We start from the raw sequence: 23605 nt of genomic DNA on the forward strand, positions 1-23605 counted from the left end.
CTTGGCTGTCCTTTCAAAGATCGCAATTTCGTGCCGGGAATAATGCTCTGGATTTTCGGTTTGTGTCGTCCGGGAGCCCTCGCGCGAAATGGCGTGACAGGCGATAACGTCCGAAGGGGTCCATCGGTGCAGAGACAGAACCGGAAAATGCGCGCGATTCTTCTGAGCGTCCTGTTGTGCACTGCGCTCGCGGGCGAATGCCTCGCGGACGCCCAGGCCGACATCGCGGCCGAACAGGTCGCGCGCGGCAAGGCGCTGGTCGATGCCGGCGACTGCGCGAGCTGCCATACCGCTGACGCCGCCAAACCGTTTGCGGGGGGAAAACGGATCGATACGCCGTTCGGCGGCATCTATTCGCCCAACCTGACGCCGGACCACGATACTGGCTTGGGCGGATGGAGCGACGACGATTTTTATCGCGCGCTGCGCTTCGGCGTGGCGCCCGATGGTTCGCGCTATTACCCGGCCTTCCCCTATCCGAATTTCACAAAGCTCACCCGCCAGGACATCGCTGCGATCCGGGCCTATCTCGCAACGCTGACGTCGGTGAAGAATTCCGCGCCGCCGCCGGAATTGCGCTTTCCGCTGAACTATCGCGTCCTGATGCGGGGCTGGAACTGGCTGTTCTTCAAGCCGGGCATTGTGATGCCCGATCAAGGGAGAAGCGCGGAATGGAATCGCGGCCGCTACCTGGTCGAAGGCCCCGGCCACTGCGGCGCCTGCCACACGCCGAAAAACATCTTTGGCGCCGACAAACGCGGCCAGGCGTTCGGCGGCGGACTGGTGCAAGGCATGTTCGCGCCACGGCTGGATGCGGCGGAGCGCAGCGGGCTAAAATCCTGGAGCGCGGAAGATATCGCCGAATATCTGCAGAGCGGCCGCAACGGCCGCAGCCACGCCGGCGAACTGATGTCGGAGGTCGTGGTCAATTCGACCTCCAGGATGAGCGATGCGGATGTCCGCGCTATCGCGGTGTATCTGAAGGATCTGCCGGCAGGTCGCGCGGAGCCTGCGGTCAGCACAGCGCCGGCTGCGGCGATGACCGACGGCGAGAAGCTCTACAAGGGCGCCTGCATCGCCTGCCACGAGGCCGATGGATCGGGCGCGCCGCGGATCTATCCGCCCCTGCCCGGGAATGCCAACCTGCAATCGTCGGATCCCTCCTCGACGCTGCGCGTCATCCTCGACGGCGCGCAGACCGTGACGACGCCGCGCGCGCCCAACAAGGGATCGATGCCGGCATATGCCGCCAAGATGACCGATCAGGAGATCGCCGACGTCACGACCTATATCCGCAATGCCTGGGGCAATGCGGCACCGGCGGTCAGCGCAGAGCAAGTGGCAAAGGCACGCAAGGGGAAATAGCTCAGCGCTTATCCTCGAAGACAAACTTGGGCATTTCCCATTTGTAGCGGATGGCCAACAGCCGCAGCGTCAGGCCGAACGCGAAGGTCAGCGCGGTCCAGAGTTCGTCATTCAATTTGAGACCGAAGGCGGTGGCGTAGAACAGCCCGGTCGCGACCGAGACGCTGGCGTAGAGCTCGCTGCGAAACAGCAGCGGCACGTCGTTGCAGAGGATGTCGCGCAGCACGCCGCCGGCGCAGCCGGTGATCATGCCCGCCACGATCACGATCGGCAGCGACGCGTTGACCTGCCAGGCGACATCGCAGCCGGCCATGGTGAACACCACGAGCCCGATCGCATCGAGTACCAGGAACGCCAGGTTCAGCCGGTGCACGATCCGTGCGATCAGGATGGTCGCGAAGGCGGCGATTGCCGTCAGCGCCAGATAGGACGGGTTCTGCACCCAGACCAGCGGATAATGGCCGAGCAGCACGTCTCTGATGGTGCCGCCGCCGAGCGCGGTAATGCAACCCAGCATGCAGACGCCGGCCCAATCCATGCTGCGCCGCCCCGCCGCCAATGCGGCCGTCATCGCCTGCGCGGTCAGGGCGACATAGGACAGCAAATGCAGCACGGTATCGCTGGGCGGCAGGTTCCACATGACAACCTCCTGGCGGCCTCAAAGTAGCGTTGGAACCGGGAATCACCGGTTCCATCATGAACGGGTTGCAAGATGGCGCGGAACATCCGCGCGCGCCAGCCATTGTCCCCCACGCTTAGCTTTGGGGTGCTAACGGAGGAACCTTTTCATGGCATACCAACCCAACCCGAACGATCCCTACCGCGCCAGCCTGAGCGACGACGAATTCCGCCGTCAGGCCCGCCTCAACAGTCTCGACAACGAGTTGCAGCCCGATCCGGAACTCGCCGAAGGCTCCGCCAGCGGCGGCAAGGTCGCGATGTGCGCGATTGCGATCGCCGTGGTGATGGGTGCGTTGTTCTATGGATTGAACAACACCAGCGTGAACCAGGCCGGTACTTCGGCGACCACCCAGACCGCGCAGACGCGGCCGGAAACACCCGCAGCACCTCCGGGCATGCGTGACGTGACGCCGAAGGCCGGCAGCAACTCCGGCATGACCACCGGTGCGGCGCCCTCGCGCCCTTCAACGCCGGCGCCGGCCAACCCCGACATGAACAAGACGGCCTCTCCCCCGGCCGATAGCGCACCCGCCGCGAAGTAACGGCTGAAGCGCCAACGGAAAGCGCAGCGGGCTCCTGTCCGCTGCGCTTTCTATTTGTCCAGGCGTTCCGTTCAGGGTTTTGGCAGTTTGCCGATCCAGGTCAGGATCGCATCCGTCACCGCCGCCGGCTGCTCCGGTATCAGCGCGTGACTGGCATTCGCGATCACCACGATCTCCGCGCGCGCCCCGAACTCTTCCTTGATCTCGTTCATCATGCTGCGCGGCTTGAACGGATCGAGTTCGGCCTGCAGGTCAAGCAGCGGCGCCTTGCCGCCTGGCCACCACTCCGGCTGTTTGGTGGCGCGGCCGGCGGCGAACTGCGATTCGTCGACCTCGGGATGCCAGCCCGACAACCACACCCGTGCGTCATGGCCCGGCGCAAAGAACGCGAAGCGCAGGGCTTCCAGCCGTTCGGCCTCGGGGCGCGACAGGTCGCCGGCCTTTTTGACCGCGTCGGACAATTCCTTGGCGCCGGCAAATCCGGCCGGATAGGCCTTGGCGGCCGCGGCGACGATCACCACCCCACGCACCAGCTCGGGAGTGTCGGTCGCCGTCATGCGTCCGACCCAGTTTCCAAACGCGTGACCGACGATGACGGCCGGCGTGTTGCCTTGGTGCCGGATCACGGCGGCGATATCGCGCGCAAAATCGTGCAGCGTCAGGTTTTGCATCGGGCCATGGCTGTCGCCCGCCCCGCGCGGTTGTGGCCGCAACACGCGAAAGCCCGCTTTGGCGATGCCTGCTGCAAGATCGTCGAAATCGAAGGAGTCGCGGCCGCGTCCCGGCAACAGCACCACCGGTGGACCGCTGCCCTCGGTGATGACGTCGATCCGCACGTCGTCATACGTCACGATTTCCCGCGCGCGCTCGGCCTGCGCGGCCGGAGCGCCAAAAATCACGGTTGGGATCGCCAGACAGAGGCCGGCGAGAACCAGTTGGCCCAACTTCATCACTGGCCGGAGAACATCTTGTTGAGTTCGCCGCCGGAATAGCCGTTGGCGAGTTCTGCGAAGGTGCCCTTGTCCGCCATCTCGCGCGCGGCCTTCATGAAGCCGCCCCAGGCCGAGCGCGCCAGCGAACCGCCGACGCTGATGCGGCGAACGCCGAGATCGCCGGCTTCCTTCAGCGACAGGCCAGACGCGCCGATCAGGAGATTGACAGGCTTTGGCGCCACCGCCTTCACGATCGCCGAAATGTCTTCCCTGGTCTTGATGCCCGGCGCATAGAGGCAGTCGGCGCCGGCCTCGGAATAGGCGTTAAGCCGCTCGATCACAAAGCCAAGGTCCGGCTTTCCAACCAGATAGGCTTCGCAACGGCCGGTCAGCATCACATTGCTGTCGCCGATTGCCTTGCGCGCCGCCTTGATGCGCGCGACGGCGAGATCGAAATCGTACAGCGGCTTGGCCGCATCGCCGGTGGAATCCTCGATCGACAATCCGGCCACGCCGGTCTTGACCCCGCTGATGACATTGACGCCGACTTTGTCGGCCTCGTGGGCGAAGCCGCCTTCGAAATCGGCGTTGACGGGAATGTCCACGGCCGCGCACAGCGCGGTGAGATGGTCGCAGACGTCGTCGACGGTGACGCGGTTGTCGGCTTTGGCGATGGTCCAGGCAAACCCCGCGCTGGTCGACGCCAGCGCCTTGAAGCCGAGATGCTGCAGCGCGCGGGCGCTGCCGACGTCGAACGGGTTCGGAATGATGAAGCAGCCGCTTTCGTGCAGCTTGTGAAACGCGGCGCGCTTGTCCGCGGTCGTGACCGGCATGGTTTCTCTCCCTGTCTTGTTCGTCGTGATGCTTGTTCACGGTGAAGATAGCGGCGCGCGGCGTCAAATGCCAGCGCCGCCGCGAGTGCAGGCACCGCAGCGAGCGCAAGCGCCGCTGGCCTCAGGCTGTCACCGGCCGCAAAAAAGTCCGCTCTTCGGCAAGGATGAGCTTGTTCTCTTCGGCGAAATTGAAATTCGCGATACCTTCCTTGTCACCGCGCAACCGCGCCCGGTAGCTTTCATAGGCCGCCAGACTTTCGAACGAAATCAGCGCAAACGCGATGTTGTTGGTGCCCTCATGCGGCATCCAGTATCCCTGCAGATCGCCGCCGCATTTCGGAATGATGCTGAGCCAGTTTTTGGAATATTGCTCGAACATCGCCCGCTTGAACGGGTCGATCTGATAGCGGATAAAAACGGTAACGGTCATAGAATAGCTCCCGTGCGTGTTACCCGTCATTGCGAGCGAAGCGAAGCAATCCATCGCGCCGCGAAGGCAGAATGGATTGCTTCGTCGCTGCGCTCCCTTGCACAAACGCTTCGCGTTTGTTGCAGGCAATGACGGCGGATATGTCGAATCCACAATACCCACTTGATCGTCGTCGATGCTTCGGCTAACATCGAACTATGAAAGCAGGTCCCGATATCGCCATGGTCGCCTCGCTGGTCGGCGATCCCGCGCGCTCCAACATGCTGAGCGCGCTGATGACCGGCCGCGCGCTGACGGCGAGCGAACTGGCGCATCAGGCCGGCATCACGCCGCAGACCGCAAGTTCGCATCTCGCCAAGCTCGAGGTTGGTGGCCTGATCGAGCAGGAGAAACAGGGGCGTCACCGCTACTACCGCCTCACCGGCCCCGATGTCGCAAGCGTGCTCGAAGGGCTGGCCGGCCTCGCCGAGCGCGCCGGTCACACCCGCGTCCGCACCGGGCCGAAGGAGCCGGCGCTGCGCCGCGCGCGGATTTGCTACGACCATCTCGCCGGCGATCTCGGCGTGCAGATGCTCGACAGCATGCGAAAGCAGAAGCTGGTGCGGCAGAGCAAGCAGGCGATCGAACTCACCGGCGAGGGCAAGCGCTTCATGGCGCAGGCACTGCAGATCGACGCCGATATGCTGGCCCACCCGCGCCGTCCGGTGTGCAAGGCCTGCCTCGACTGGAGCGAACGCCGTCATCACCTCGCCGGCACGCTCGGCGCCGCCGTCATGAACCGCTTCACCGAACTGAACTGGGCCGCACGCGATTCCGCGCCCGGCAGCCGCGTCGTCAACTTCACCCGCACCGGCGAAAAACGCTTCGCGGCGCTGTTCGGGACCAACGCCGAAACGTGAGTGGGAATGTGATGCGCAGTGACGATTTGCGCGTGGCTCACCTTGTTCGAATCCCGAAAATTCATTTTCCATTCATGGTTCGGTACCTAGGTTCCGGCCACGCCGCTTTGCGGCCAGACGCGCCGCGTTGCGGCCCAAAATGGGAGAGAACATGAAGTACCTTTTCGCAGCGGCAGTTTTGGTCGCCGGTACGTTCGCAAGCTTCAGCGCCGCGAATGCCGCGGGCGGATGCGGCCCCGGCTGGCATCGCGGTCCCTATGGCGGATGTCAGCCCAACCGCGGCGACGTTGTCGTCGTCGAGCGGCCGGCGGTCGTTGTCGAACGGCCTCCGGTGGTCGTCGTCCGGCCCGTCGGCCGTGTCTGCCCCGTCGGCTTCGTCTGGGCCTATGGACGCTGCCGCCCGATCTAAGCGCGCCAACCTCACTGGCGAAAAGCCCCGCTTACGCGGGGCTTTTTTGTGCGTTGCGTGATGTGGCGATTACCAGTTGCGGAAGCAGCGCCGGCCGAACGGGCCGGAATGCCAGCCGGGCGGACAGTTGTACATCGGCCGGCAGCCGCCATAGGGACCGCGATGCCAGCCCGGCCCGCAGCCGCCGGCAATCTGGATCACATCTTGGGAAACGCCTCGCGCCGGATCGAGCGGCGCCACCGGCATCGCCTGCGACGCCGAGACCGCAGCCAGACCAAGCCCGATCGCGAGCGCCGATGCAGCAAGTATTTTCATGAACGTCTCCTCCTCGGTTGGTTTTCCGCTACACGACAGAACTCAGACGCGCCTTACCAGTAACGGCGACGCCAGCGACGGTGCCAGCGGCGGCGATGCCAGCCCCAGTGCCTCCGGCGCCATCCCCAGTGTCTGCGACGCCAACCCCAATGACGGCGGCGGTGCCAGCCCCAGTGACGGCGGCCCCAATGCCGGCCCCAGCGGACTTCTTCCGGCTGCAGGCGCTCGACTTCGTCGCCTGACGTGACGGCGGGATGGGCATCCGGGTTGACGGGAAGCTGGCCTTGCAGTGGCTGCGGCATCAACGGCGCGGCCTGCGCGCTGGCGGCGAGCGCCGCGGCTCCCGCTGCGAATCCAAAGGCGAGTTTCAGAAAGTGCCGGCGTTCCATGCAATCTCCTCCTCTGCAATCGGGTGATATGAGAAGGAGAGTTTCGGCGCAGTGAGATGAATGTTTGCTGAATTTCGCGTTCAGGTTTCTCGTCGTTGCGGCGAAAGCCGGAACCCATGAGCGGTGATGTCGGTTTGGCCGTGAGCGACTCATCATGACCGCGCCGTCATTGCGAGGAGCGAAGCGACGAAGCAATCCAGCCTTTCTTAAAGTGAAGAACTGGATTGCTTCGCTCGCAATGACGGGGATGCCTACGGCACGAATTCCTCCGCCAGCACCAGCATTTCGCGGGTGCGGGTCTCGTCTGGCCAGTCACGGTTGAAATCGGCGATCAGCCGATCGAGGTGCGGACCCGACATCGCGCGATCCAGCGCGTCCTGATCGGGGAATTGATACATCGCGTGATGCAGCGAAGGTTCGGTGAGGCTCCAGTAGCGCCACGCTCTGGTCGCGCCGAACGATTTCACCGCATCCGGCACATGCTCACGCGAATACCAGGCATCGAATGCGGCGCGTTTGGCCGGATCGGTGACGGTGGCGCGGACGATGAAAAAGGCGGCGGGCATGTTGTTTCTCCGGGATGGTTTCCTGGTTGGGCCAATGCGACGGGCTTGCCGATCACCACGCGACTGTCACATGCTCCATGATATAAAGGCCGCGCGCAATGCGTCACTGGTGACGCAATTGCGTCACTGGAGAGACCCACCCATGCCGACCCGCCCCCGCTCCGCAATATTGTCCGCGTTCTGGCTCCTGACCGCGATCCTTCCCGCGGCGGCGCAGACAATTGCGCTGCCAAGTGAAGCCCAGGTCGGGCCGCGGCCGTTCTATTTGGTCGACAAGATGAAGGACGGGCCGCTGAAGCAGCAGCTCAGCCAGTGCACCGGACCGTTTCACCGCACCGGTTTTTCCGTCGGCCATCGCGGCGCGGCGCTGCAATTCCCCGAACATAGCCGCGAAAGCTACATGGCGGCGGCCCGCATGGGCGCCGGCGTGATCGAATGCGATGTGACCTTCACCAAAGACCGCCAACTGGTCTGCCGGCATTCGCAATGCGACCTGCACAATACGACCAACATCCTGTCCGTTCCCGCGCTGGCCTCGAAATGTTCGCAAGGTTTCAGCCCCGCCGATCCGGCCACCGGCAAGAAAGCGTCGGCGAAGTGCTGCACCAGCGACATTACGCTCGCCGAATTCAAGTCGCTGACGGCGAAGATGGACGGCTTCAACCCGGACGCCAAAACGCCGGAGGAATACCAGAACGGTACGCCACGCTGGCGCACCGATCTCTACGCCAATTCCGGCACGCTGATGACCCATGACGAGAGCATCGCGCTGATCAAGAGCCTCGGCGCCAAATTTACGCCCGAGCTGAAGGCGGCCGAGGTGCCGATGCCGTTCGATGGCGACTACACCCAGGAGAAGTACGCGACGCAGATGCTGCAGGCCTACAAGACGGCCGGGATCCCGGCGAGCGACGTCTTCGCCCAGAGTTTCAGTCTCACCGACATCCTGTTCTGGGTGAAGACCGCCCCTGAATTCGCAGCGCAAGCCGTCTATCTCGAGGATCGCTACGAGAAGCTCGGCCTCGATCCCGCAAAGCCCGAGACCTGGAAGCCCTCGATGACGGAGCTGAAGGCGCAGGGCGTCACGATCCTCGGACCGCCGATCTACGCGATGCTGGCGCTGAACGCCGAAGGCAAAATCGTGCCGTCGGAATACGCCAAGGCCGCAAAGAGTGCCGGCCTCGATTTGATCGGATGGTCGCTGGAGCGCGACGGCCCGCTCAACAAGGGCGGCGCGTTCTATCACTCCACGGTCAAGGCCGCGATCGATCGCGACGGCGACACGCTGACGGTGCTCGACGTGCTCGCCAAACAGGTCGGCGTCCGCGCCATGTTCTCGGACTGGCCGGGGACCACGACATTCTATGCAAGTTGCATGGGGATGAAGTGAAGGCAGCTTCGTAACTTCGTAGGGTGGGTTAGCCACCGGGTCCGCGCAAAGCGCGGCCCGATGACAGGCTCCGCGTAACCCACCAACTTCGTGCGGCGCTGTTAATACCGCGGTGGGTTACGCCTTCGGCTAACCCACCCTACGCAACTACATCATCGCCACGCAATCGATCTCGATGTCGAATGCCCCCATCCACTCCGGCACGCAGACGAAAATGCGCGCGGGCGGATCGACCGGGAAATAGCGCGCATAGATCGCGTTGACGATCGCAAAATGCTTCGCCGACGTGCAGTAGATGTTGCACTTCATGACGTTCTGCAGCGAAGTGCCTGACGTCTCCAGGCAGAGCTTCATCTGCTCGAGCACGATCTCGGTCTGGCGCTCGATCGAGGCGCCGATAATGATCTCGCCGGTCGCGGGATCGAACGGCGGAAATCCGGAAACGAACACCATGCCGTTGCCGCGCGTGACCGGCGACACCGGCGCGTTCCACTTTGCGAGATAGGACGCCAACGGCTCGACGCGGATGACTTCTCGTTTCATGGAAAACCTCTTCGTCCCGGATTGGGCCAAGCCAGGTTTTAGCACCGGCCGCTACGACCATGCTACGGTATTGGTCGAAGTGTTACCGTCACAAGAGCCCTGCCCTTTGCTTCCCGGTACGTGCGTACGGCACCTCTCATTCGTTGAAGGTCGGTCGCTTCGCAAGCAAGAGCTGAAGCGAGCATCCGGCTCGACACGGGGCGCAGGCACCTCTAACGTTCTCCTCATCGATTATGGGAGGCGTGACGTGGCCAAGAAGACCGTCAAGAAGAAGACGACGAAGAGCGCCGCGAAGAAGATGGCGCCGAAGAAGACTGCCAAGAAGGCCGCTCCGCGGCCCTCCGCCAAGCCGCGCCCGCCGAAGGGGCCGGTCTGGCAATGGTCCGCCGTGGAGACCGCGGCCGCGATCCGCGCCGGCGCGGTTTCCTCGGTCGAGGTGGTCGAGGCGCATCTTGCGCGGATGCGCGCGGTCAATCCGAAGCTCAACGCCGTCGTCGTCGATCTGTCCGATGAAGCGCTCAAGGCGGCGAAGGCCGCCGACAGCGCCGCAGCCAGACGAAACCCCGGCCTGCTGCACGGCGTCCCGATCACGATCAAGGAAAACGCCGACTATGCGGGGCGGCCCAACCCCAACGGCGTACCCGCGCAGATGAGCATCATCGCGCCTTCCGACGCGCCGGTCGTGCGCAACCTCAAGAAAGCAGGCGCCATCGTCATCGGCCTGACCAACACGCCCGAATTCTCGTTCCGCGGTTTTACCGACAACCCGCTGCACGGGTTGACGCTGAACCCGTGGGATCCCGAGATCACCTGCGGCGGCTCGTCCGGCGGCGCTGGTTCTGCGGTCGCGGCCGGCATCGGCACCATCGCGCACGGCAATGACATCGGCGGCTCCTTGCGCTGGCCGGCGCATTGCAACGGGGTCGCGACCATCAAGCCGACCCAGGGACGCATTCCCGCCTATAACGAGAGCGCCGCGACCGAGCGGCCGATGCTCGCGCATCTGATGTCGGCGCAGGGGCCGCTGGCGCGCAGCGTCGGCGACGTCAGGCTCGCACTGGAAGTCATGAGCGCGCGCGATCCGCGCGACCCGTGGTGGGTACCGGCTCCCTTGGCAGGGCCGAAACCGAAAGGGCCAATCAAGGTCGCGCTGGCGAAACTGCCTGATGACATGGACGTCGATCCTTCGGTGCATGCCGCGCTCCGAACGGCCGCCGACCATCTGGAACGATCCGGCTATCGCGTCAGCGAGGTCGAGGTCCCCGACATCAACGGCGTCTGGCACACCTGGTGCGACATCATCACCAACGAAACCGTGACGTTGCAGGAAACCGCGATGCTCAAGGTGACTTCGGAAGATTTCCACATCGCCTGGAACGGCATCAAAGGCTCGGCCAACACCCTCGACCTCGCGGGTTGGATGCGCGCGACCGCCGCCCGCAACAGCCATATCCGCGCTTGGCAATTGTTCTTCGAGCAATACCCGGTGGTGCTGGCGCCGACGACGGTAAAGCCGACGCCCGGCCCGCGCGAGGACGCGATCAGCGGCGAACGCGCGCAGGAGATTTTCTGGAACGACCTGCGTTTCGTTTCCGCCATCAACGTGCTCGGCCTGCCCTCTGCCGTGGTGCCGGTCGCGCTGCATGCGGGCAAGCCGATCGGCGTGCAGTTGATCGCGGGACGCTACCGCGAGGATCTCACGCTCGATGCCGCAGCCGCCATCGAAAAGCGCGTTGGAATGCTGGTGCGCCAACTCTGGGACAGGATGGGCTGACCAGCCTTGCGAACAGCCCGTTACTTCGGATTCCGGATCGTCATTGCCGGGTTCGACGCAAAGAAATTATGCGGCATCAGTGTGAAGCCGAACCAGTGGGTCGGCATCACGGGCCAGTCCTCCATCCGGGTGATGTGGTGGAAGCCGACCGTGTACCAGGCGACGATGTCGCGGTTTGCAATCGGCCGGTTGCGCGCGGTCCAGGCTCCCAGCGTGTCCTTGCCGTCGCTCATCATGGCATAGCGCCCGCCGGCGTAACGCTCGGCCGGCGAATAGGGCGTCACGGAAAGCTGGTAGTGCAGATAGTCGTTGCGCTTCACCGGCGGATCGTCCGCTGATAGCAGCGGGTGCACGTAGCTGCCTTCCGGCATCAGCATGTAGCCGGGATGATGGCCGAGCGCGCTCTCCACATTGTTGTTGGCGAAATGATAGAGCGCCGGCGAAGCCGACTCGATGCGGGTGCGGGCTTCCTTTTCCCGCGCCGGCATCTCGTGCGCGACCGCATACATCGAGCGGCGCGGCGAGCCCTTGGGCAACGACTTCTGCACCAATCGTTCGCGCATGAAATCGTTGGCGGCGCCGTCGACGTCGAGATCGAGGCGGAAATTGAAATAATGGCTGTGGAACGGCGCCACCAGCCCGGGTGCGATCAGTGTGCCCTGCCTGGTGTCATCGGCGGCGGTAGCGTCCTTCATCGATTGGCTGGCCACGCCCTTGACGGCATCCAGACCGGTGGCGCCGACGGCGACGCGGATGCTGCCGTCCTGGTGGAAGACGTAGTCGATCAGGTAGTCGTAATTGCCGACCTCGGAGGCCGAACGCACCACGAGTTCGCTCGCCGGGCGGCCCTCGGCCGGAACCAGGCGTTGCGCCGATTGCTCAAAAATTTCAAAATGCCGCCAGGCCGGATCGCCGATCGCGCGCTCGAACACGCAGATCGCGTCCGGTGTCTGGATCGGCTCACCATTGTCCTGCGGCATGGTGACCGGGAAGAAGCGCGCGTAAGGCGGACAGTCGATACCCTTGCGCAACGGGCTCAGCGAATTGCCAAAGCCGTATTCGCCGCTGTCCATATAGGTCCGGAAGTACCAGGCCTTGTCCGCGTCCATGTAGGGCACGAACACTTCCGACAGATGCATCTGGTAGGCGACCGAACGCCAGCGCGCGCCATCGCGTGCCTCGATCATCGACAGCACCGGCCCGGGCCGCTTGTCGGCGCGCAGGTGAAAACGCCACATGTCCCAGACAATGCGGCCGTCTTCGGTGGCGATGTTGTCGCCGCCGGGCTGGGCCACGCTGGCCGGTTTCGATTCCGGCCGCAGCGCGCCATACGCGGCAATCTCGGTTTCCTTGTAGCCCCCGGTATCGTCAGACACCGGCACGACGTCGCTGTCTGACACGTCGAGCACTTTTCTGGTTTTGAGATCGATGGTCGCAAACAGGCCTTCGATTTGACGGGCCCAGTAGTTGGAGCCGGTGGGCCTGCCGACACAGGGCATCTTGATCAATCGACGCCCCTGATCTTCCTTGTTGCCGAAATTGCCTGCCGTCAGCGGCAAACAAAACACCTGATTGGGCGCGAACCCGCGCTTCGCCAGCCCCTGCACCATGCGCGGATCCGCCAGTGCCAAAGCGGCCATGCCGTTGAGCTCCTCGAACAGCAGCGCCGGCTCGCCGGTGACTGTTTGCCATCCCGTAACGCGGCCGGCCGCAAGGTCGACGGCCGCCTCATGCACAGCCCCCGCCTCGCTCACCACGGCGATCGCGCGCCGCGGCAACGCCATGCCCGGACGCCACGCCGTGACGCTAGCCTTGTCGGGCTCGTCGAGATCGACGGCATGAACGCGCGCCTTTGGCCCGAGCTTGCCGTCGGCGGCAAGAATTTCCTTGACCTGGTGAAGTTCAGCTGCGGTCAGCGCATCGAGCGGATGCGCGGGGCGCGCGTCCTGGGCGGAAGCGGCGAATGCCGGAAGCCACAACAAGGCCGCCAGAAGATACTTCACCCAGACAGTCGATGCCTTCATGCGCCTTCTCCCGGCGAACGGAAATTTGCCGCCAGGGAAGATTGCGTAACTTTACGGCTGGAGTCTACCGGCCCGCGAAGACGGCTACACGATCTTCTGCTTCTTCAGCGCCTCGACCTTGGCGTCGTCATAGCCGATCGTCGCCAGCACGTCCTTGGTGTCCGCGCCGAGCAGCGGCGGCGCGCGATAGTCCTTGATCGGGGTGCCGGAGAACGTCAGCGGATTGCGGATCATCGCCAGCTCAGGCTCGAACGGATGCTTGACCTTGATCTTCATGCCGCGCGACTGGACGTGGGGATCGGCGAACACCTGCTCGAAACTGTTGATCGGCCCCGAGGGCACGCCGGCCTTCTCCAACTCTTCGAGCCAGTGGGTCACCGAATGCTTCAGGAACAGCCCGGCGAAGATCGCCATGATCTCCTTGCCGTGCACGACGCGGTCGTTGTTCTTGACGAAGCGCGGATCGGTCGCGAGTTCGGGCGCGCCGAGTACGGCGCAGGTGCGCGCGAACTGGCCGTCATTGCCGACCACCAGCATCAGTTCGCCATCGGTGCAGCGGAACACGCCGGCCGGCATGCCGCCATTGCCCCAGGTGCCGCGCCGCGGCGGGGTTTGGCCGTTGACGAGATATATCTGAAGCCAATGCGACAGCGAGGCGATCACGGTGTCGAACAGGCAGACATCGACATGCTGCCCCTCGCCGCCTTTGACGTCGCGGTGATAGAGCGCGGTCAGAATGCCGATCGAGGAGTTCATGCCGGTCATGTAGTCGACGATGGAAGGCCCGACCTTCATCGGGCCGGCGCCGGGCTCTCCATCAATGTGGCCGGTGACGCTCATCAGGCCGCCCATCGCCTGCAGGATCGCGTCGTAGCCGGCGCGCGGCGCATAGGGTCCGGTCTGGCCGAAGCCGGTGACGGAGCAATAGATGATGCCGGGGTTGATCTTCTTGATGGTCTCGTAGTCGAGGCCGTAGCGCTTGAGATCGCCGACCTTGTAGTTCTCCATCATCACGTCGCAGGATTTTGCGAGTTCGCGGATGATGTCCTGGCCCTCAGGGCTTGCGATATTGACGGTGACGGATTTCTTGCCGCGGTTGGCGCACAGGTAGAACGAGTTGTTGTTGTTGGCCTTGCCCTCGGGATCGGTGAGGTAAGGCGGGCCGAAGGCGCGCGCATCGTCGCCGCCTTCAGGCCGTTCGATCTTGATCACCTCGGCGCCGAGATCCGCCAGCATCTGCGCCGACAGCGGGCCCGCAAGCACGCGCGTCAGGTCGAGAATCTTGATGCCCGAAAGTGGCAGAGCCGACATGTAACTTCCTCCGAAGATTTTGATCTTGTGGCGCGGGAACTGTGCCCGGCGCGTTGCGTGGCTTGCCGATACACTATTTTAAAGGCTTGAGCCCTGCGCTGTCGGCATGACCGTATCCGCCCGTGGCGCGTGAGGTCCGGAAATCGTCGCCTGCGATCAGCCGAGGCGGCCGATATTCGATCCTCCCCCGATAACGGCCGCACGACTTCGTGGGCGGCGGCGTCGCGACCAGCGGTTGGATTGCCTCATAATTAATTGAAATATCACAATTTTTTGTGAATTTGAGCGCCCCTTCCATGTGCAAAATTGCACAGCCTGTCGCACCCATCTTTGCTACGGTCGAGACTGGCTAGCTGGGCCTGAATCGGCTAAGGGAACCGTGCCTTGCGCTGGCAGTGCCGAAAAACCATTCGGTGCAGCTCCAGTTCGGAGCGACAACAAAGCGCTTTGCCGTCCGGTCCGGTGGGTCGGCCTGACGGCCGTGAGGCAAACCCAAGCTCAAATCTCGCCAGGTGACTTTCGAATGGATCAAGAACCGACCCATGCCTCCACTGCGTCCGCGTCCCGCGCGCTGGCCCATGCGCTCGCCGGCTATCGCGAGCCGAATTCCACGCGCAGCACCTTCGAGATCGCGATCACGGCGGTGCCGTTCGTCCTGATCTGGGTGCTGATGTGGGCCGGGCTCGCGGAAGGCTACTGGATCTGTCTGGTGCTGGCGCTGCCGGCCGCGGGTTTTCTGGTGCGTCTGTTCATGATCCAGCACGATTGCGGCCACGGCTCGTTCTTCCGCCATCGCATGGCGAACGATTGGGTCGGCCGAGTCATCGGCGTGCTGACCTTGACGCCGTACGACGTCTGGCGGCGCGCCCACACTTTGCACCACGCAGGTGCCGGCAATCTCGACCGCCGCGGCATCGGCGACATCGATACCCTCACCGTGTCGGAATATCGCGCGCTCTCCCGGCGGGGCCGGATGCTCTACCGCCTGTACCGGCATCCGGTGGTGATGTTCGGTCTCGGTCCGGCCTATGTGTTCATCCTGCAGCAGCGATTGCCGACCGGCGGCATGCGCGCCAGTTGGCAGGCCTGGCTCAGCGCGATGGCGACGAACGCCGCGATCGCGGTGCTGGTGGCCGCCATGATCTGGCTGGTCGGCATAAGCCTATTCCTGCTGGTGCAGTTGCCGATCACGCTGCTCGCCGCCTCGATCGGCGTCTGGCTGTTCTACGTCCAGCACCAGTTCGAGGATACGTTCTGGGAGCGCGGCGAGAGCTGGAACGTTCACGAAGCGGGCCTGCACGGCAGCTCGCATTATGACCTGCCCGGCGTGCTGCGCTGGTTCACCGCCAATATCGGCGTGCACCACGTCCACCATCTGTGCAGCCGCATTCCCTATTATCGGCTGCCGCAGGTGTTGCGCGATCATCCGCAGCTCGTCGAGCTCGGCCGGCTCACCCTGCTGCGAAGCCTCGGCTGCGTGCGCCAGGTGCTGTGGGACGAACGGCAGCGCAAGCTGATCTCGTTCCGCGAGATGCGCGCTCTGCCGACCGGCTAGCGACCTCGGCCATATCAACGACGGCCGCCGCTCGTGCGCAGCATGCGCGCGAACGGAATCATCCGCTCGCCCGCGCATACGTCATGTCACCGATCCCGCCTGATCCCGGCGGAATCGCGAATCAGTGTCCTGTTAATCAGCGACCGACAAGGCCAGAAAACTTAACGCTCCCAATAACGCGACCCACACCAGGAATAGGTCCACCTGCATCAATGTTCTCCCGATTTCTGGTGAACAGCTTTGCATAAAGCGGGCCAACCCCGATGGCGCGACGAACCGCCGCTTTGCGAGCGTTTCGGCCGACGGATCAGGCAGCCGTGACTGGCATTTTATCAGTCCCCGCCTATGTTCTGACCACGCTCTGCGAACGCGGAGCCGGCGGAAATCACCGCCTCACTGGGGGAGGACATCGGCATGAAACGGCAACGGCGGCGCGGGCGCGCGACATCACTGGCTTTGGCTGCTCTGGCAATCGCAACGGTGTCGCTCGCCGGTTCGGCAGAGGCCCAGACCTACGATCCGAACTACCCGGTCTGCCTTCAGGTCTATCAGGGCGGCATGGCCGACTACTACTTCGAATGCGCCTACACATCGATACCCCAGTGCCAGGCATCAGCCTCCGGCCGCGCGGCGCAGTGCGTGGTCAATCCGTATTACGGCAAGGGCAAGGTCGCGCCGCGCAAGAAGCGGGTGCAGACGTATTGAGAATAGCCGGCGGCACTACCCGCCAGAGCCGCTCGAAAACACCCTGCTCGCCAGCACGTCCGACTCCTCCAGCGACATGATGTCTTCAGCCGTCAGCACGCGGTCGAGATCGGCGACGAGGCGGTTGGCCTGACGCAGGCGCATCCGATCCAGCGCGTTGCGGATCGAGCGGGCGTTGGAGAACAGCGGCTGGCTCTTGCGCAGCGCGATGTAGCGGACGAACGCCGCACGGGCCTCAAGGCTGAATTTGTAGTTCATGTCCCCCAGCATCAATTCGGCGATCGCGAGCAACTCATCGTCGGCATAATCGGGGAAATCGATGTGGTGGGCGATGCGCGAGCGGAAGCCGGGATTGCTGCCGAAGAACTTGTCCATGCGGTCGCCATAGCCGGCGAGGATCACCACCAGGTCCTCGCGTTGCGATTCCATCACCTGCAGCAGGATCTCGATCGCCTCCTGGCCGTAGTCGCGCTCGTTGTCGGGCCGGTGCAGGTAATAGGCCTCGTCGATGAACAGCACGCCGCCCATCGCCTTCTTCAATATTTCCTTCGTCTTCGGCGCGGTGTGGCCGATATATTGCCCGACCAGTTCGTCGCGCGTCACCGACACCACCTGGCCACGGCGCACGAAGCCTAATCTGTGCAGGATACTGGCGATCCGCAGCGCCACCGTGGTCTTGCCGGTGCCGGGATTGCCGGTGAACGACATGTGCAGCGTCGGCCCGTCAGAGGTCAGCCCCATCCGCTTGCGGATGCGTTCGATCAGCAGCAGCGAGGCGATCTCGCGGATCCGGGTCTTGACCGGCTTCAAGCCGATCAATTCGCGGTCGAGCTGATCGAGCACCTCGCCGATTCCGACCTCATTGAACTCGCGGCGCAGGTCGACCTGCCCGGCCGGCGAAATCTCGCCAGCCTGCAAGGCTGCGACGGACGGGACCGCCGACACGCTCATTTGCCACCGTAACGAACGCCCTCGGGACGGTCGGCCGCGTAGGATTTGGTGGTGTAGCGGATGTTGCGGCCCTCGACCTCATGCCGTTCAAGCCGGAAACCGGGCTCGTCCTTCGGACGGTTGACGATGAAGGACATCCGCACCGACTCCCAGCCGGGGCTGGAGTCGAATGCCGACATCCGGATGTAGCTGTCGCCATAGACCTTGCGGCATTCGGCGAGCTCCATCATGACGCCGGCGGCATCGCGCAGGTCGAACATCGGCAGCCCCCACATCTCCCAGAAGGTGTTGCGGGGATGCGGATCGTCGGTGAATTCGATGTTCACCGCCCAACCCTTGCCGAGACAGTATTGAACCTGCGCCGATATCTGCTGGTCGGTGAGATCGGGCAGGAACGAAAAACAGCCTTGGGTAACGCGCATGGTCCTGCTCCTTACATCGAGACGCTGGCGGTGGGGGCGTAGTCGGGCATGTCGGTCGATTCGTAATTGAAGGTGACGTCCTTCCAGACCTCGAGGGCTGCTTTGAGCGGCGTACAGGTCTGCGCCGCCCTGGCGAGAATTTCCGGCCCCTCATGCAGGTAGTCGCGGCCTTCGTTGCGGGCCAATATCATCGCTTCGAGCGCGACGCGGTTGGCGGTGGCGCCGGCCTGGATGCCCATGGGGTGGCCGATGGTGCCGCCGCCGAATTGCAGCACGACGTCTTCTCCCAAATGATCAAGTAACTGATGCATCTGGCCGGCGTGAATGCCGCCGGACGCCACCGGCATCATCTTGTTGAGGCTCGCCCAGTTCTGGTCGAAGAACACGCCATGTTCGAGCTTGGCCGGGTTGTAGTCTTCGCGGCAGATGTCGTAATAGCCCCGCGTGGTGGCGGGATCGCCCTCGAGCTTGCCGACTACCGTGCCGGCATGAATGTGATCGACACCGGCGAGCCGCATCCATTTCGCAATCACCCGGAACGAGACGCCGTGGTTGCGCTGCCTTGTATAGGTCGAGTGCCCTGCCCGGTGCAGATGCAGGATCATGTCGTTGCGGCGCGCCCATTTCGCCATCGACTGGATCGCCGTGTAGCCGATCACCAGATCGATCATGATGATGACCGAGCCGAGCTGCTTGGCGAATTCCGCCCGCTCGTACATGTCCTCCATGGTGCCGGCGGTGACGTTCAGATACGTACCCTTGATTTCGCCGGTGGCGGCCTGCGCCTTGTTGACCGCTTCCATGCAATACAGGAAACGCTCGCGCCAGTGCATGAACGGCTGCGAGTTGATGTTCTCGTCGTCCTTGGTGAAGTCGAGCCCGCCCTTCAGCGCCTCGTAGACCACGCGGCCGTAGTTGCGGCCGGACAATCCCAGTTTTGGCTTCACGGTAGCGCCGAGCAGCGGTCGGCCGAACTTGTCCATGCGCTCGCGTTCGACCACGATGCCGGTCGCCGGCCCCTGGAAGGTCTTCACATAGGCCACCGGCAGCCGCATGTCCTCGAGCCGCAGCGCCTTCAGCGGCTTGAACCCGAACACATTGCCGATGATCGAGGCCGAGAGATTGGCGATCGAGCCGTTCTCGAACAGGTCGAGATCATAGGCGATATAGGCGAAGTATTGCCCCGGCGAGTTCGGCACGGGATCGACGCGGTAACACTTGGCGCGGTATTTCTCCGCGGCGGTCAGACGGTCGGTCCACACCACCGTCCAGGTCGCGGTCGAGGATTCGCCGGCGACCGCCGCCGAAGCTTCGATCGGATCGACACCGTCCTGCGGCGTCACCCGGAACAGCGCGATGATGTCGGTGTCCTTGGGCTCGTAGTCCGGCTCCCAATAGCCCATCTTCTTGTATTCCATCACGCCGGACTTGTAGCGATCCTTGCCGCGGATGGTCATCGACATCTCGTTCATGCTGGTCTCCTCAGGTTCAGTTGGCGGCGCGGCTCTCTTGGTCGAAAAACTCTCGTCTCATTCGGCGGCATCGGCCATCGATCCGATCCGGGGATCGAGGCTGCCGCTGCGATAACGTTTCGCCATTTCGGCGAGCGGCATGACCTTGATGTCAGCGGCATGGCCGGCGGTTCCGAACTGCTCGAACCGCTCGCGGCAGAGGTCGCGCATCGCGTCCATCGCCGGTTTGAGGAATTTGCGCGGATCGAATTCGCTCCTGCTCTGGGTCCCGATCTTCCGGAACGCGGCGGTCATCGCCAGCCGGCAATCGGTGTCGATGTTGACCTTGCGAACGCCGTGCCTGATGCCGCGGGCGATCTCCTCGACCGGCACGCCCCATGTCTGCGGCATCTCGCCGCCGAACGCGTTGAACATGTCCTGCAGCGGCTGTGGCACCGAGGACGAGCCGTGCATCACCAGATGGGTGTTCGGCAACCGGCGGTGGATTTCCTCCACCACGTTCATCGCCAGGATGTCGCCGTCCGGCTTGCGCGAGAACTTGTAGGCGCCGTGCGAGGTGCCCATCGCGATCGCCAGCGCATCGACTTTGGTGGCGCGGACAAAGTCGACGGCCTGATCCGGATCAGTCAGGAGCTGGTCGTGGCTGACCTTGCCCTCGACGCCGTGGCCGTCTTCCTGTTCGCCACCGCCGTGTTCGAGCGAGCCGAGCACGCCGAGTTCGCCCTCCACCGAGGCGCCGATCCAGTGCGCCATCTCGACCACGCGGCGGGTGATGTCGACATTGTAATCATAATCCGCCGCGGTCTTGGCGTCGGCCTTCAGCGACCCGTCCATCATGACCGATGTAAAGCCGTGCTGGAGCGCGGTGGCGCAGGTCGATTCCTCGTTGCCGTGGTCCTGATGCATGCAGAGCGGGATCTGCGGATACATCTCCTCCAGCGCGTCGATCATCTTCGCCAGCATGATGTCGTTGGCGTAGGAGCGCGCGCCGCGCGAGGCCTGGAGGATGACGGGCGCGTCGACCGATGCGGCCGCGTCCATGATCGCCAGCCCCTGCTCCATGTTGTTGATGTTGAACGCCGGCACGCCGTAGCCGTGTTCGGCCGCGTGATCCAGCAACTGCCTCAGTGTAATGCGCGCCATAACTGTCTCCCGGTTCTCGGTAGAATTGATCAAACTGCTGCCACCATTCGCGACCGCGCGATGGCTTGCAGCGCCCTGGTGGCGACCGCCTCGGCAGTGATGCCGAATTTGCGGTACAGCACCTCGGCCGGCGCCGAAGCGCCAAAGCCGGTCATGCCGACGAATTCGCCGCTATCGCCGAGCCACCGCGCCCACTCGCCTTCGACCGCGGCCTCGACGCCGATCCGCGGCGCGCGTCCCAACACATCGGCCCGATAGTCGCGGGATTGCCGGCGGAACAATTCGAAGCACGGTGCCGAGACGACGGCAGCACGAACGTTGTCCGCCGCCAGCAGTTTGGCCGCCTGCATCACGATCGCCACTTCAGAGCCGGTTGCGATCAGCGTGACGTCGCGACCACCCTCCGGCTCGACCACGACATAGGCGCCGAGCGCCACCCGGTTGGTATCGTCGGCGGCGTTACGAAATGCCGGCAACCCCTGCCGCGACAGGCACAACACCGACGGACCGGCCTTGGCGCGCAACGCGCAATCCCAGGCCTCTGCGGTCTCGATGGCGTCGCCGGGGCGAAACACCAGCAAGTTCGGGATCGCCCGCAATGCCGCGAGGTGTTCGACCGGCTGATGCGTCGGGCCGTCTTCGCCGAGACCGATGGAATCATGCGTCATCACATGGATGACGCGCACGCCCATCAGCGCGGCAAGCCGGATGGCGGGGCGGCTGTAATCGGCAAAGGTGAGGAAGGTGCCGCCATAGGGGATGAAGCCGCCATGCAGCGCGATGCCGTTCATTGCCGCCGCCATCGCGTGCTCGCGGACGCCGTAATGGACATAGTTCCCCGCGAACGCGCTCGAACCGACCGACCGATGCGTCTTCGCCTTGGTCAGATTCGAGTGCGTGAGATCCGCCGAGCCGCCGAGCAGGTTCGGCAACGCCTCGGCGATGGTGTCGATCACGAGTTGGGATGCCTGCCGTGTCGCGATATTAGGCTGATCGCTGCCGAAGCGGCTGCGGATCCGCGCCATCGCATCGGTATAGCCGCAGGGCAGATTCCGGTTCAGCGCATCGTGAAACGCCGAACGTTCTCCCGATTGCGGCCGCCGGGTGCGCTCGATCCAGGCCCGGCGCGCCTCATGCCCGCGGCTGCCAGCCTCGCGCCAGGCATCGCGCACGGCATGGGGCACCTCGAACGGCGCGTGCGGCCAGCTCAGGGCGTCGCGGGCTTTTTCGATTTCGTCGGCACCGAGCGGCGCGCCATGCGCTTTCTCGGTGCCCTGGCGGTTCGGCGCGCCAAATCCGATCACCGTGCGGCAGGCGATCAGCGACGGCCGATCGCTGTGACGTGCCTGCTCGATCGCAGCAGCGACAGCAGCGGGATCATGGCCGTCGATCCGGGAGGCCGACCAGCCGGACGCCCTGAAGCGCAGAAGCTGGTCGTCCGAGCACGACAGCGACGTCGCGCCGTCGATCGAGATTTCGTTATCGTCGAACAATACGATCAGCCGGTTGAGCCTGAGGTGCCCCGCGAGCGAGATCGCCTCGTGGCTAAGGCCTTCCATCAGGCAGCCGTCGCCGGCGATGACGTAGGTGAAGTGGTCGACAAAATCACCGCCGAAGCGCGCATGCATCAGCCGTTCGGCCAGCGCCATACCGACGGCGGTGGCGATGCCCTGCCCCAGTGGCCCGGTCGTGGTCTCGACGCCCGCTGTGTAACCGTATTCGGGATGGCCCGGGGTTTTGGATCCCCACTGCCGGAATGCCTTGAGTTCGTCCAGCGTCACGCCTTCGTAACCGGTCAGATGCAGCAGCGCGTAAAGCAACATCGAGCCATGGCCGGCCGACAGCACGAACCGGTCGCGGTCGGGCCAGGCGGGATCTGCCGGATCGAATTTGAGAAAACGCGTGAACAGCACGGTGGCGACATCGGCCATGCCCATCGGCATGCCCGGATGGCCGGATTTTGCTTTCTCGACGGCGTCGATCGCGAGAAAGCGGATCGCATTGGCCATTTCGGCATGCGAAACTTCGGGACGGCCGGCAATACTGGCGAAAACTGGAGCGTTCATACTGTGCGCCTCTTGCGTTCCATGAGTTGCAGAATCAGCGGGGTGAGGATGAGCTGCATCGCGAGATCCAGCTTCGCGCCGTGGATCACGATCGAATTGGCCCGCGACATGAAGCTGTTCGGGATCATCGACAGCAGGTAGGGAAAATCGATGCCGCGCGGATTTTTGAGCCGGATCACCACCATCGATTCATCCGGCGTCGGGATCCAGCGCGCGATGAAGGGATTCGAAGTATCGACCGTCGGCACGCGCTGGAAGTTGATGTCGGTCTCGGCGAATTGCGGACAGATGTAGTTCACGTAATCAGGCATCCGCCGCAGAATGGTGTCGGTCACGGCCTCCTGGGTGTAGCCGCGATCCCGGCGGTCGCGATGCAGCTTCTGGATCCATTCCAGATTGATGACAGGAACGACGCCGATCTTCAGATCAGCGTATTGCGCGATATTGACCTTGTCGGTCACGACGGCGCCGTGCAGGCCTTCGTAGAACAGCAGGTCGGATTTTTCCGGCAGCGGACCCCACTCGGTGAAGGTGCCGGGGGCCGCGCCGTATAGTTTGGCTTCGTCCTCGTCGTGAACGTAATGACGCGTGGTGCCGGTGCCGGACTCGCCGTAGTCGCGGAAGGTTTTCTCCAGCTCCTCGAACAGGTTGGTTTCCGGGCTGAAGTGGCTGAAGGTCTTGTTGCCCTTCTCGCCCTCCTCCTGCATCCTGGTGCGCATCTCGACGCGGTTGTAGCGATGGAAGGCGTCTCCCTCGATATAGGCGGCGGCAACCTTCTCGCGGCGAAAGATGTTTTCAAAAGTCCTCTTCACCGACGTGGTGCCGGCGCCGGAAGATCCGGTGATCGATATGATGGGATAGCTGCGCGACATCGGCTCTGCCCCCGGC

General features: G+C 63.9%; 24 protein-coding genes. 8 read left to right on the forward strand and 16 right to left on the reverse strand.

All coding sequences use genetic code 11. The features are described from left to right. The first annotated feature begins 147 nt into the window (after positions 1-147). Positions 148-1365 (forward strand): cytochrome c, encoded by a 1218-nt coding sequence (locus tag BLS26_RS03445; protein ID WP_092508447.1) that lies wholly within the window; start codon positions 148-150, stop codon positions 1363-1365. A 1-nt stretch (position 1366) separates the two neighbouring features. On the opposite strand, the gene BLS26_RS03450 is transcribed toward BLS26_RS03445, so the two are convergent. Next, positions 1367-2005 carry a trimeric intracellular cation channel family protein gene (locus BLS26_RS03450; RefSeq protein WP_092508449.1) on the reverse strand — a complete coding sequence of 213 codons (639 nt, stop codon included), beginning with the start codon at positions 2003-2005 and terminating at the stop codon, positions 1367-1369. A 148-nt stretch (positions 2006-2153) separates the two neighbouring features. Here BLS26_RS03450 and BLS26_RS03455 point away from each other — a divergent pair, with 148 nt between their 5' ends. After that, positions 2154-2588: a hypothetical protein gene (locus tag BLS26_RS03455; protein ID WP_092508451.1), complete on the forward strand. Its 435-nt coding sequence runs from the start codon at positions 2154-2156 to the stop codon at positions 2586-2588. A 71-nt stretch (positions 2589-2659) separates the two neighbouring features. Here BLS26_RS03455 and BLS26_RS03460 read toward each other — a convergent pair whose 3' ends face one another. From BLS26_RS03460 to BLS26_RS03470, 3 genes are all read right to left on the reverse strand, one after another. Beyond that, positions 2660-3538: an alpha/beta fold hydrolase gene (locus tag BLS26_RS03460; RefSeq protein WP_092508453.1), complete on the reverse strand. Its 879-nt coding sequence runs from the start codon at positions 3536-3538 to the stop codon at positions 2660-2662. Next, positions 3538-4353, reverse strand: a complete 816-nt coding sequence (locus BLS26_RS03465) for an oxaloacetate decarboxylase (protein ID WP_092508455.1) — start codon at positions 4351-4353, stop codon at positions 3538-3540. The genes BLS26_RS03460 and BLS26_RS03465 overlap by 1 nt, the downstream gene beginning before the upstream one ends. Before the next feature lie 121 nt (positions 4354-4474). Beyond that, complete coding sequence (locus tag BLS26_RS03470) at positions 4475-4783, reverse strand: NIPSNAP family protein (protein WP_092508457.1); 309 nt, start codon at positions 4781-4783, stop codon at positions 4475-4477. 197 nt (positions 4784-4980) lie between these two features. Here BLS26_RS03470 and BLS26_RS03475 point away from each other — a divergent pair, with 197 nt between their 5' ends. Further along, a complete protein-coding gene (locus BLS26_RS03475; RefSeq protein WP_092508459.1) occupies positions 4981-5682 on the forward strand; it encodes a helix-turn-helix transcriptional regulator in 702 nt (233 codons plus the stop codon). 151 nt (positions 5683-5833) lie between these two features. Continuing rightward, positions 5834-6091: a GCG_CRPN prefix-to-repeats domain-containing protein gene (locus BLS26_RS03480; RefSeq protein WP_092508461.1), complete on the forward strand. Its 258-nt coding sequence runs from the start codon at positions 5834-5836 to the stop codon at positions 6089-6091. A gap of 69 nt (positions 6092-6160) precedes the next feature. Here BLS26_RS03480 and BLS26_RS03485 read toward each other — a convergent pair whose 3' ends face one another. From BLS26_RS03485 to BLS26_RS03495, 3 genes are all read right to left on the reverse strand, one after another. Further along, positions 6161-6406: a GCG_CRPN prefix-to-repeats domain-containing protein gene (locus BLS26_RS03485; protein ID WP_092508463.1), complete on the reverse strand. Its 246-nt coding sequence runs from the start codon at positions 6404-6406 to the stop codon at positions 6161-6163. 53 nt (positions 6407-6459) lie between these two features. After that, positions 6460-6795 (reverse strand): twin-arginine translocation signal domain-containing protein, encoded by a 336-nt coding sequence (locus tag BLS26_RS03490; RefSeq protein WP_092508465.1) that lies wholly within the window; start codon positions 6793-6795, stop codon positions 6460-6462. 251 nt (positions 6796-7046) lie between these two features. After that, positions 7047-7361, reverse strand: a complete 315-nt coding sequence (locus BLS26_RS03495; protein ID WP_092508467.1) for a hypothetical protein — start codon at positions 7359-7361, stop codon at positions 7047-7049. Positions 7362-7503: 142 nt separating this feature from the next. On the opposite strand from BLS26_RS03495, the gene BLS26_RS03500 reads away from it, so the two are divergent. Continuing rightward, the gene (locus BLS26_RS03500; RefSeq protein ID WP_092508469.1) at positions 7504-8751 is read left to right on the forward strand and encodes a glycerophosphodiester phosphodiesterase family protein; all 1248 of its coding nucleotides are present in this window, start codon (positions 7504-7506) and stop codon (positions 8749-8751) included. A 147-nt stretch (positions 8752-8898) separates the two neighbouring features. Here the strand turns inward: BLS26_RS03500 and BLS26_RS03505 are convergent, their stop codons facing one another. Next, a complete protein-coding gene (locus BLS26_RS03505) occupies positions 8899-9294 on the reverse strand; it encodes a RidA family protein (protein ID WP_092508471.1) in 396 nt (131 codons plus the stop codon). A gap of 298 nt (positions 9295-9592) precedes the next feature. Between BLS26_RS03505 and BLS26_RS03510 the strand changes: the two genes are divergently transcribed. Further along, positions 9593-11068: an amidase family protein gene (locus tag BLS26_RS03510; RefSeq protein ID WP_092517570.1), complete on the forward strand. Its 1476-nt coding sequence runs from the start codon at positions 9593-9595 to the stop codon at positions 11066-11068. A gap of 20 nt (positions 11069-11088) precedes the next feature. Here BLS26_RS03510 and BLS26_RS03515 read toward each other — a convergent pair whose 3' ends face one another. Next, complete coding sequence (locus BLS26_RS03515) at positions 11089-13092, reverse strand: tyramine oxidase (protein WP_092508473.1); 2004 nt, start codon at positions 13090-13092, stop codon at positions 11089-11091. An 84-nt stretch (positions 13093-13176) separates the two neighbouring features. Beyond that, positions 13177-14403: a CaiB/BaiF CoA-transferase family protein gene (locus BLS26_RS03520; RefSeq protein ID WP_092508475.1), complete on the reverse strand. Its 1227-nt coding sequence runs from the start codon at positions 14401-14403 to the stop codon at positions 13177-13179. 523 nt (positions 14404-14926) lie between these two features. On the opposite strand from BLS26_RS03520, the gene BLS26_RS03525 reads away from it, so the two are divergent. Continuing rightward, positions 14927-15958 carry a fatty acid desaturase gene (locus tag BLS26_RS03525; RefSeq protein ID WP_092508477.1) on the forward strand — a complete coding sequence of 344 codons (1032 nt, stop codon included), beginning with the start codon at positions 14927-14929 and terminating at the stop codon, positions 15956-15958. A gap of 414 nt (positions 15959-16372) precedes the next feature. After that, on the forward strand, positions 16373-16663 hold the full coding sequence (locus BLS26_RS03530) for a DUF3551 domain-containing protein (protein ID WP_092508479.1): 291 nt from the start codon (positions 16373-16375) through the stop codon (positions 16661-16663). Between the two features lie 15 nt (positions 16664-16678). Here the strand turns inward: BLS26_RS03530 and cbbX are convergent, their stop codons facing one another. The 6 genes from cbbX to BLS26_RS03560 are packed head-to-tail and all read right to left on the reverse strand — an operon-like array spanning position 16679 to position 23589. Next, positions 16679-17614, reverse strand: a complete 936-nt coding sequence (gene cbbX / locus BLS26_RS03535; RefSeq protein WP_092508481.1) for a CbbX protein — start codon at positions 17612-17614, stop codon at positions 16679-16681. Continuing rightward, a complete protein-coding gene (locus tag BLS26_RS03540; RefSeq protein ID WP_092508483.1) occupies positions 17611-18036 on the reverse strand; it encodes a ribulose bisphosphate carboxylase small subunit in 426 nt (141 codons plus the stop codon). Before BLS26_RS03540 ends, cbbX begins: the two co-directional genes overlap by 4 nt. Positions 18037-18047: 11 nt before the next feature. After that, complete coding sequence (locus tag BLS26_RS03545) at positions 18048-19508, reverse strand: form I ribulose bisphosphate carboxylase large subunit (protein WP_092508485.1); 1461 nt, start codon at positions 19506-19508, stop codon at positions 18048-18050. A gap of 57 nt (positions 19509-19565) precedes the next feature. Beyond that, positions 19566-20651 carry a class II fructose-bisphosphate aldolase gene (gene fba, locus BLS26_RS03550; protein ID WP_092508487.1) on the reverse strand — a complete coding sequence of 362 codons (1086 nt, stop codon included), beginning with the start codon at positions 20649-20651 and terminating at the stop codon, positions 19566-19568. Between the two features lie 29 nt (positions 20652-20680). After that, the gene (gene tkt / locus BLS26_RS03555) at positions 20681-22717 is read right to left on the reverse strand and encodes a transketolase (RefSeq protein ID WP_092508490.1); all 2037 of its coding nucleotides are present in this window, start codon (positions 22715-22717) and stop codon (positions 20681-20683) included. After that, entirely contained in the window at positions 22714-23589 is an 876-nt protein-coding gene (locus tag BLS26_RS03560; RefSeq protein WP_092517572.1) for a phosphoribulokinase, read from the reverse strand. The genes tkt and BLS26_RS03560 overlap by 4 nt, the downstream gene beginning before the upstream one ends. Positions 23590-23605: the final 16 nt, after the last annotated feature.

The sequence above is a fragment of the Afipia sp. GAS231 genome, from assembly GCF_900103365.1.
Lineage (GTDB): Bacteria > Pseudomonadota > Alphaproteobacteria > Rhizobiales > Xanthobacteraceae > Bradyrhizobium.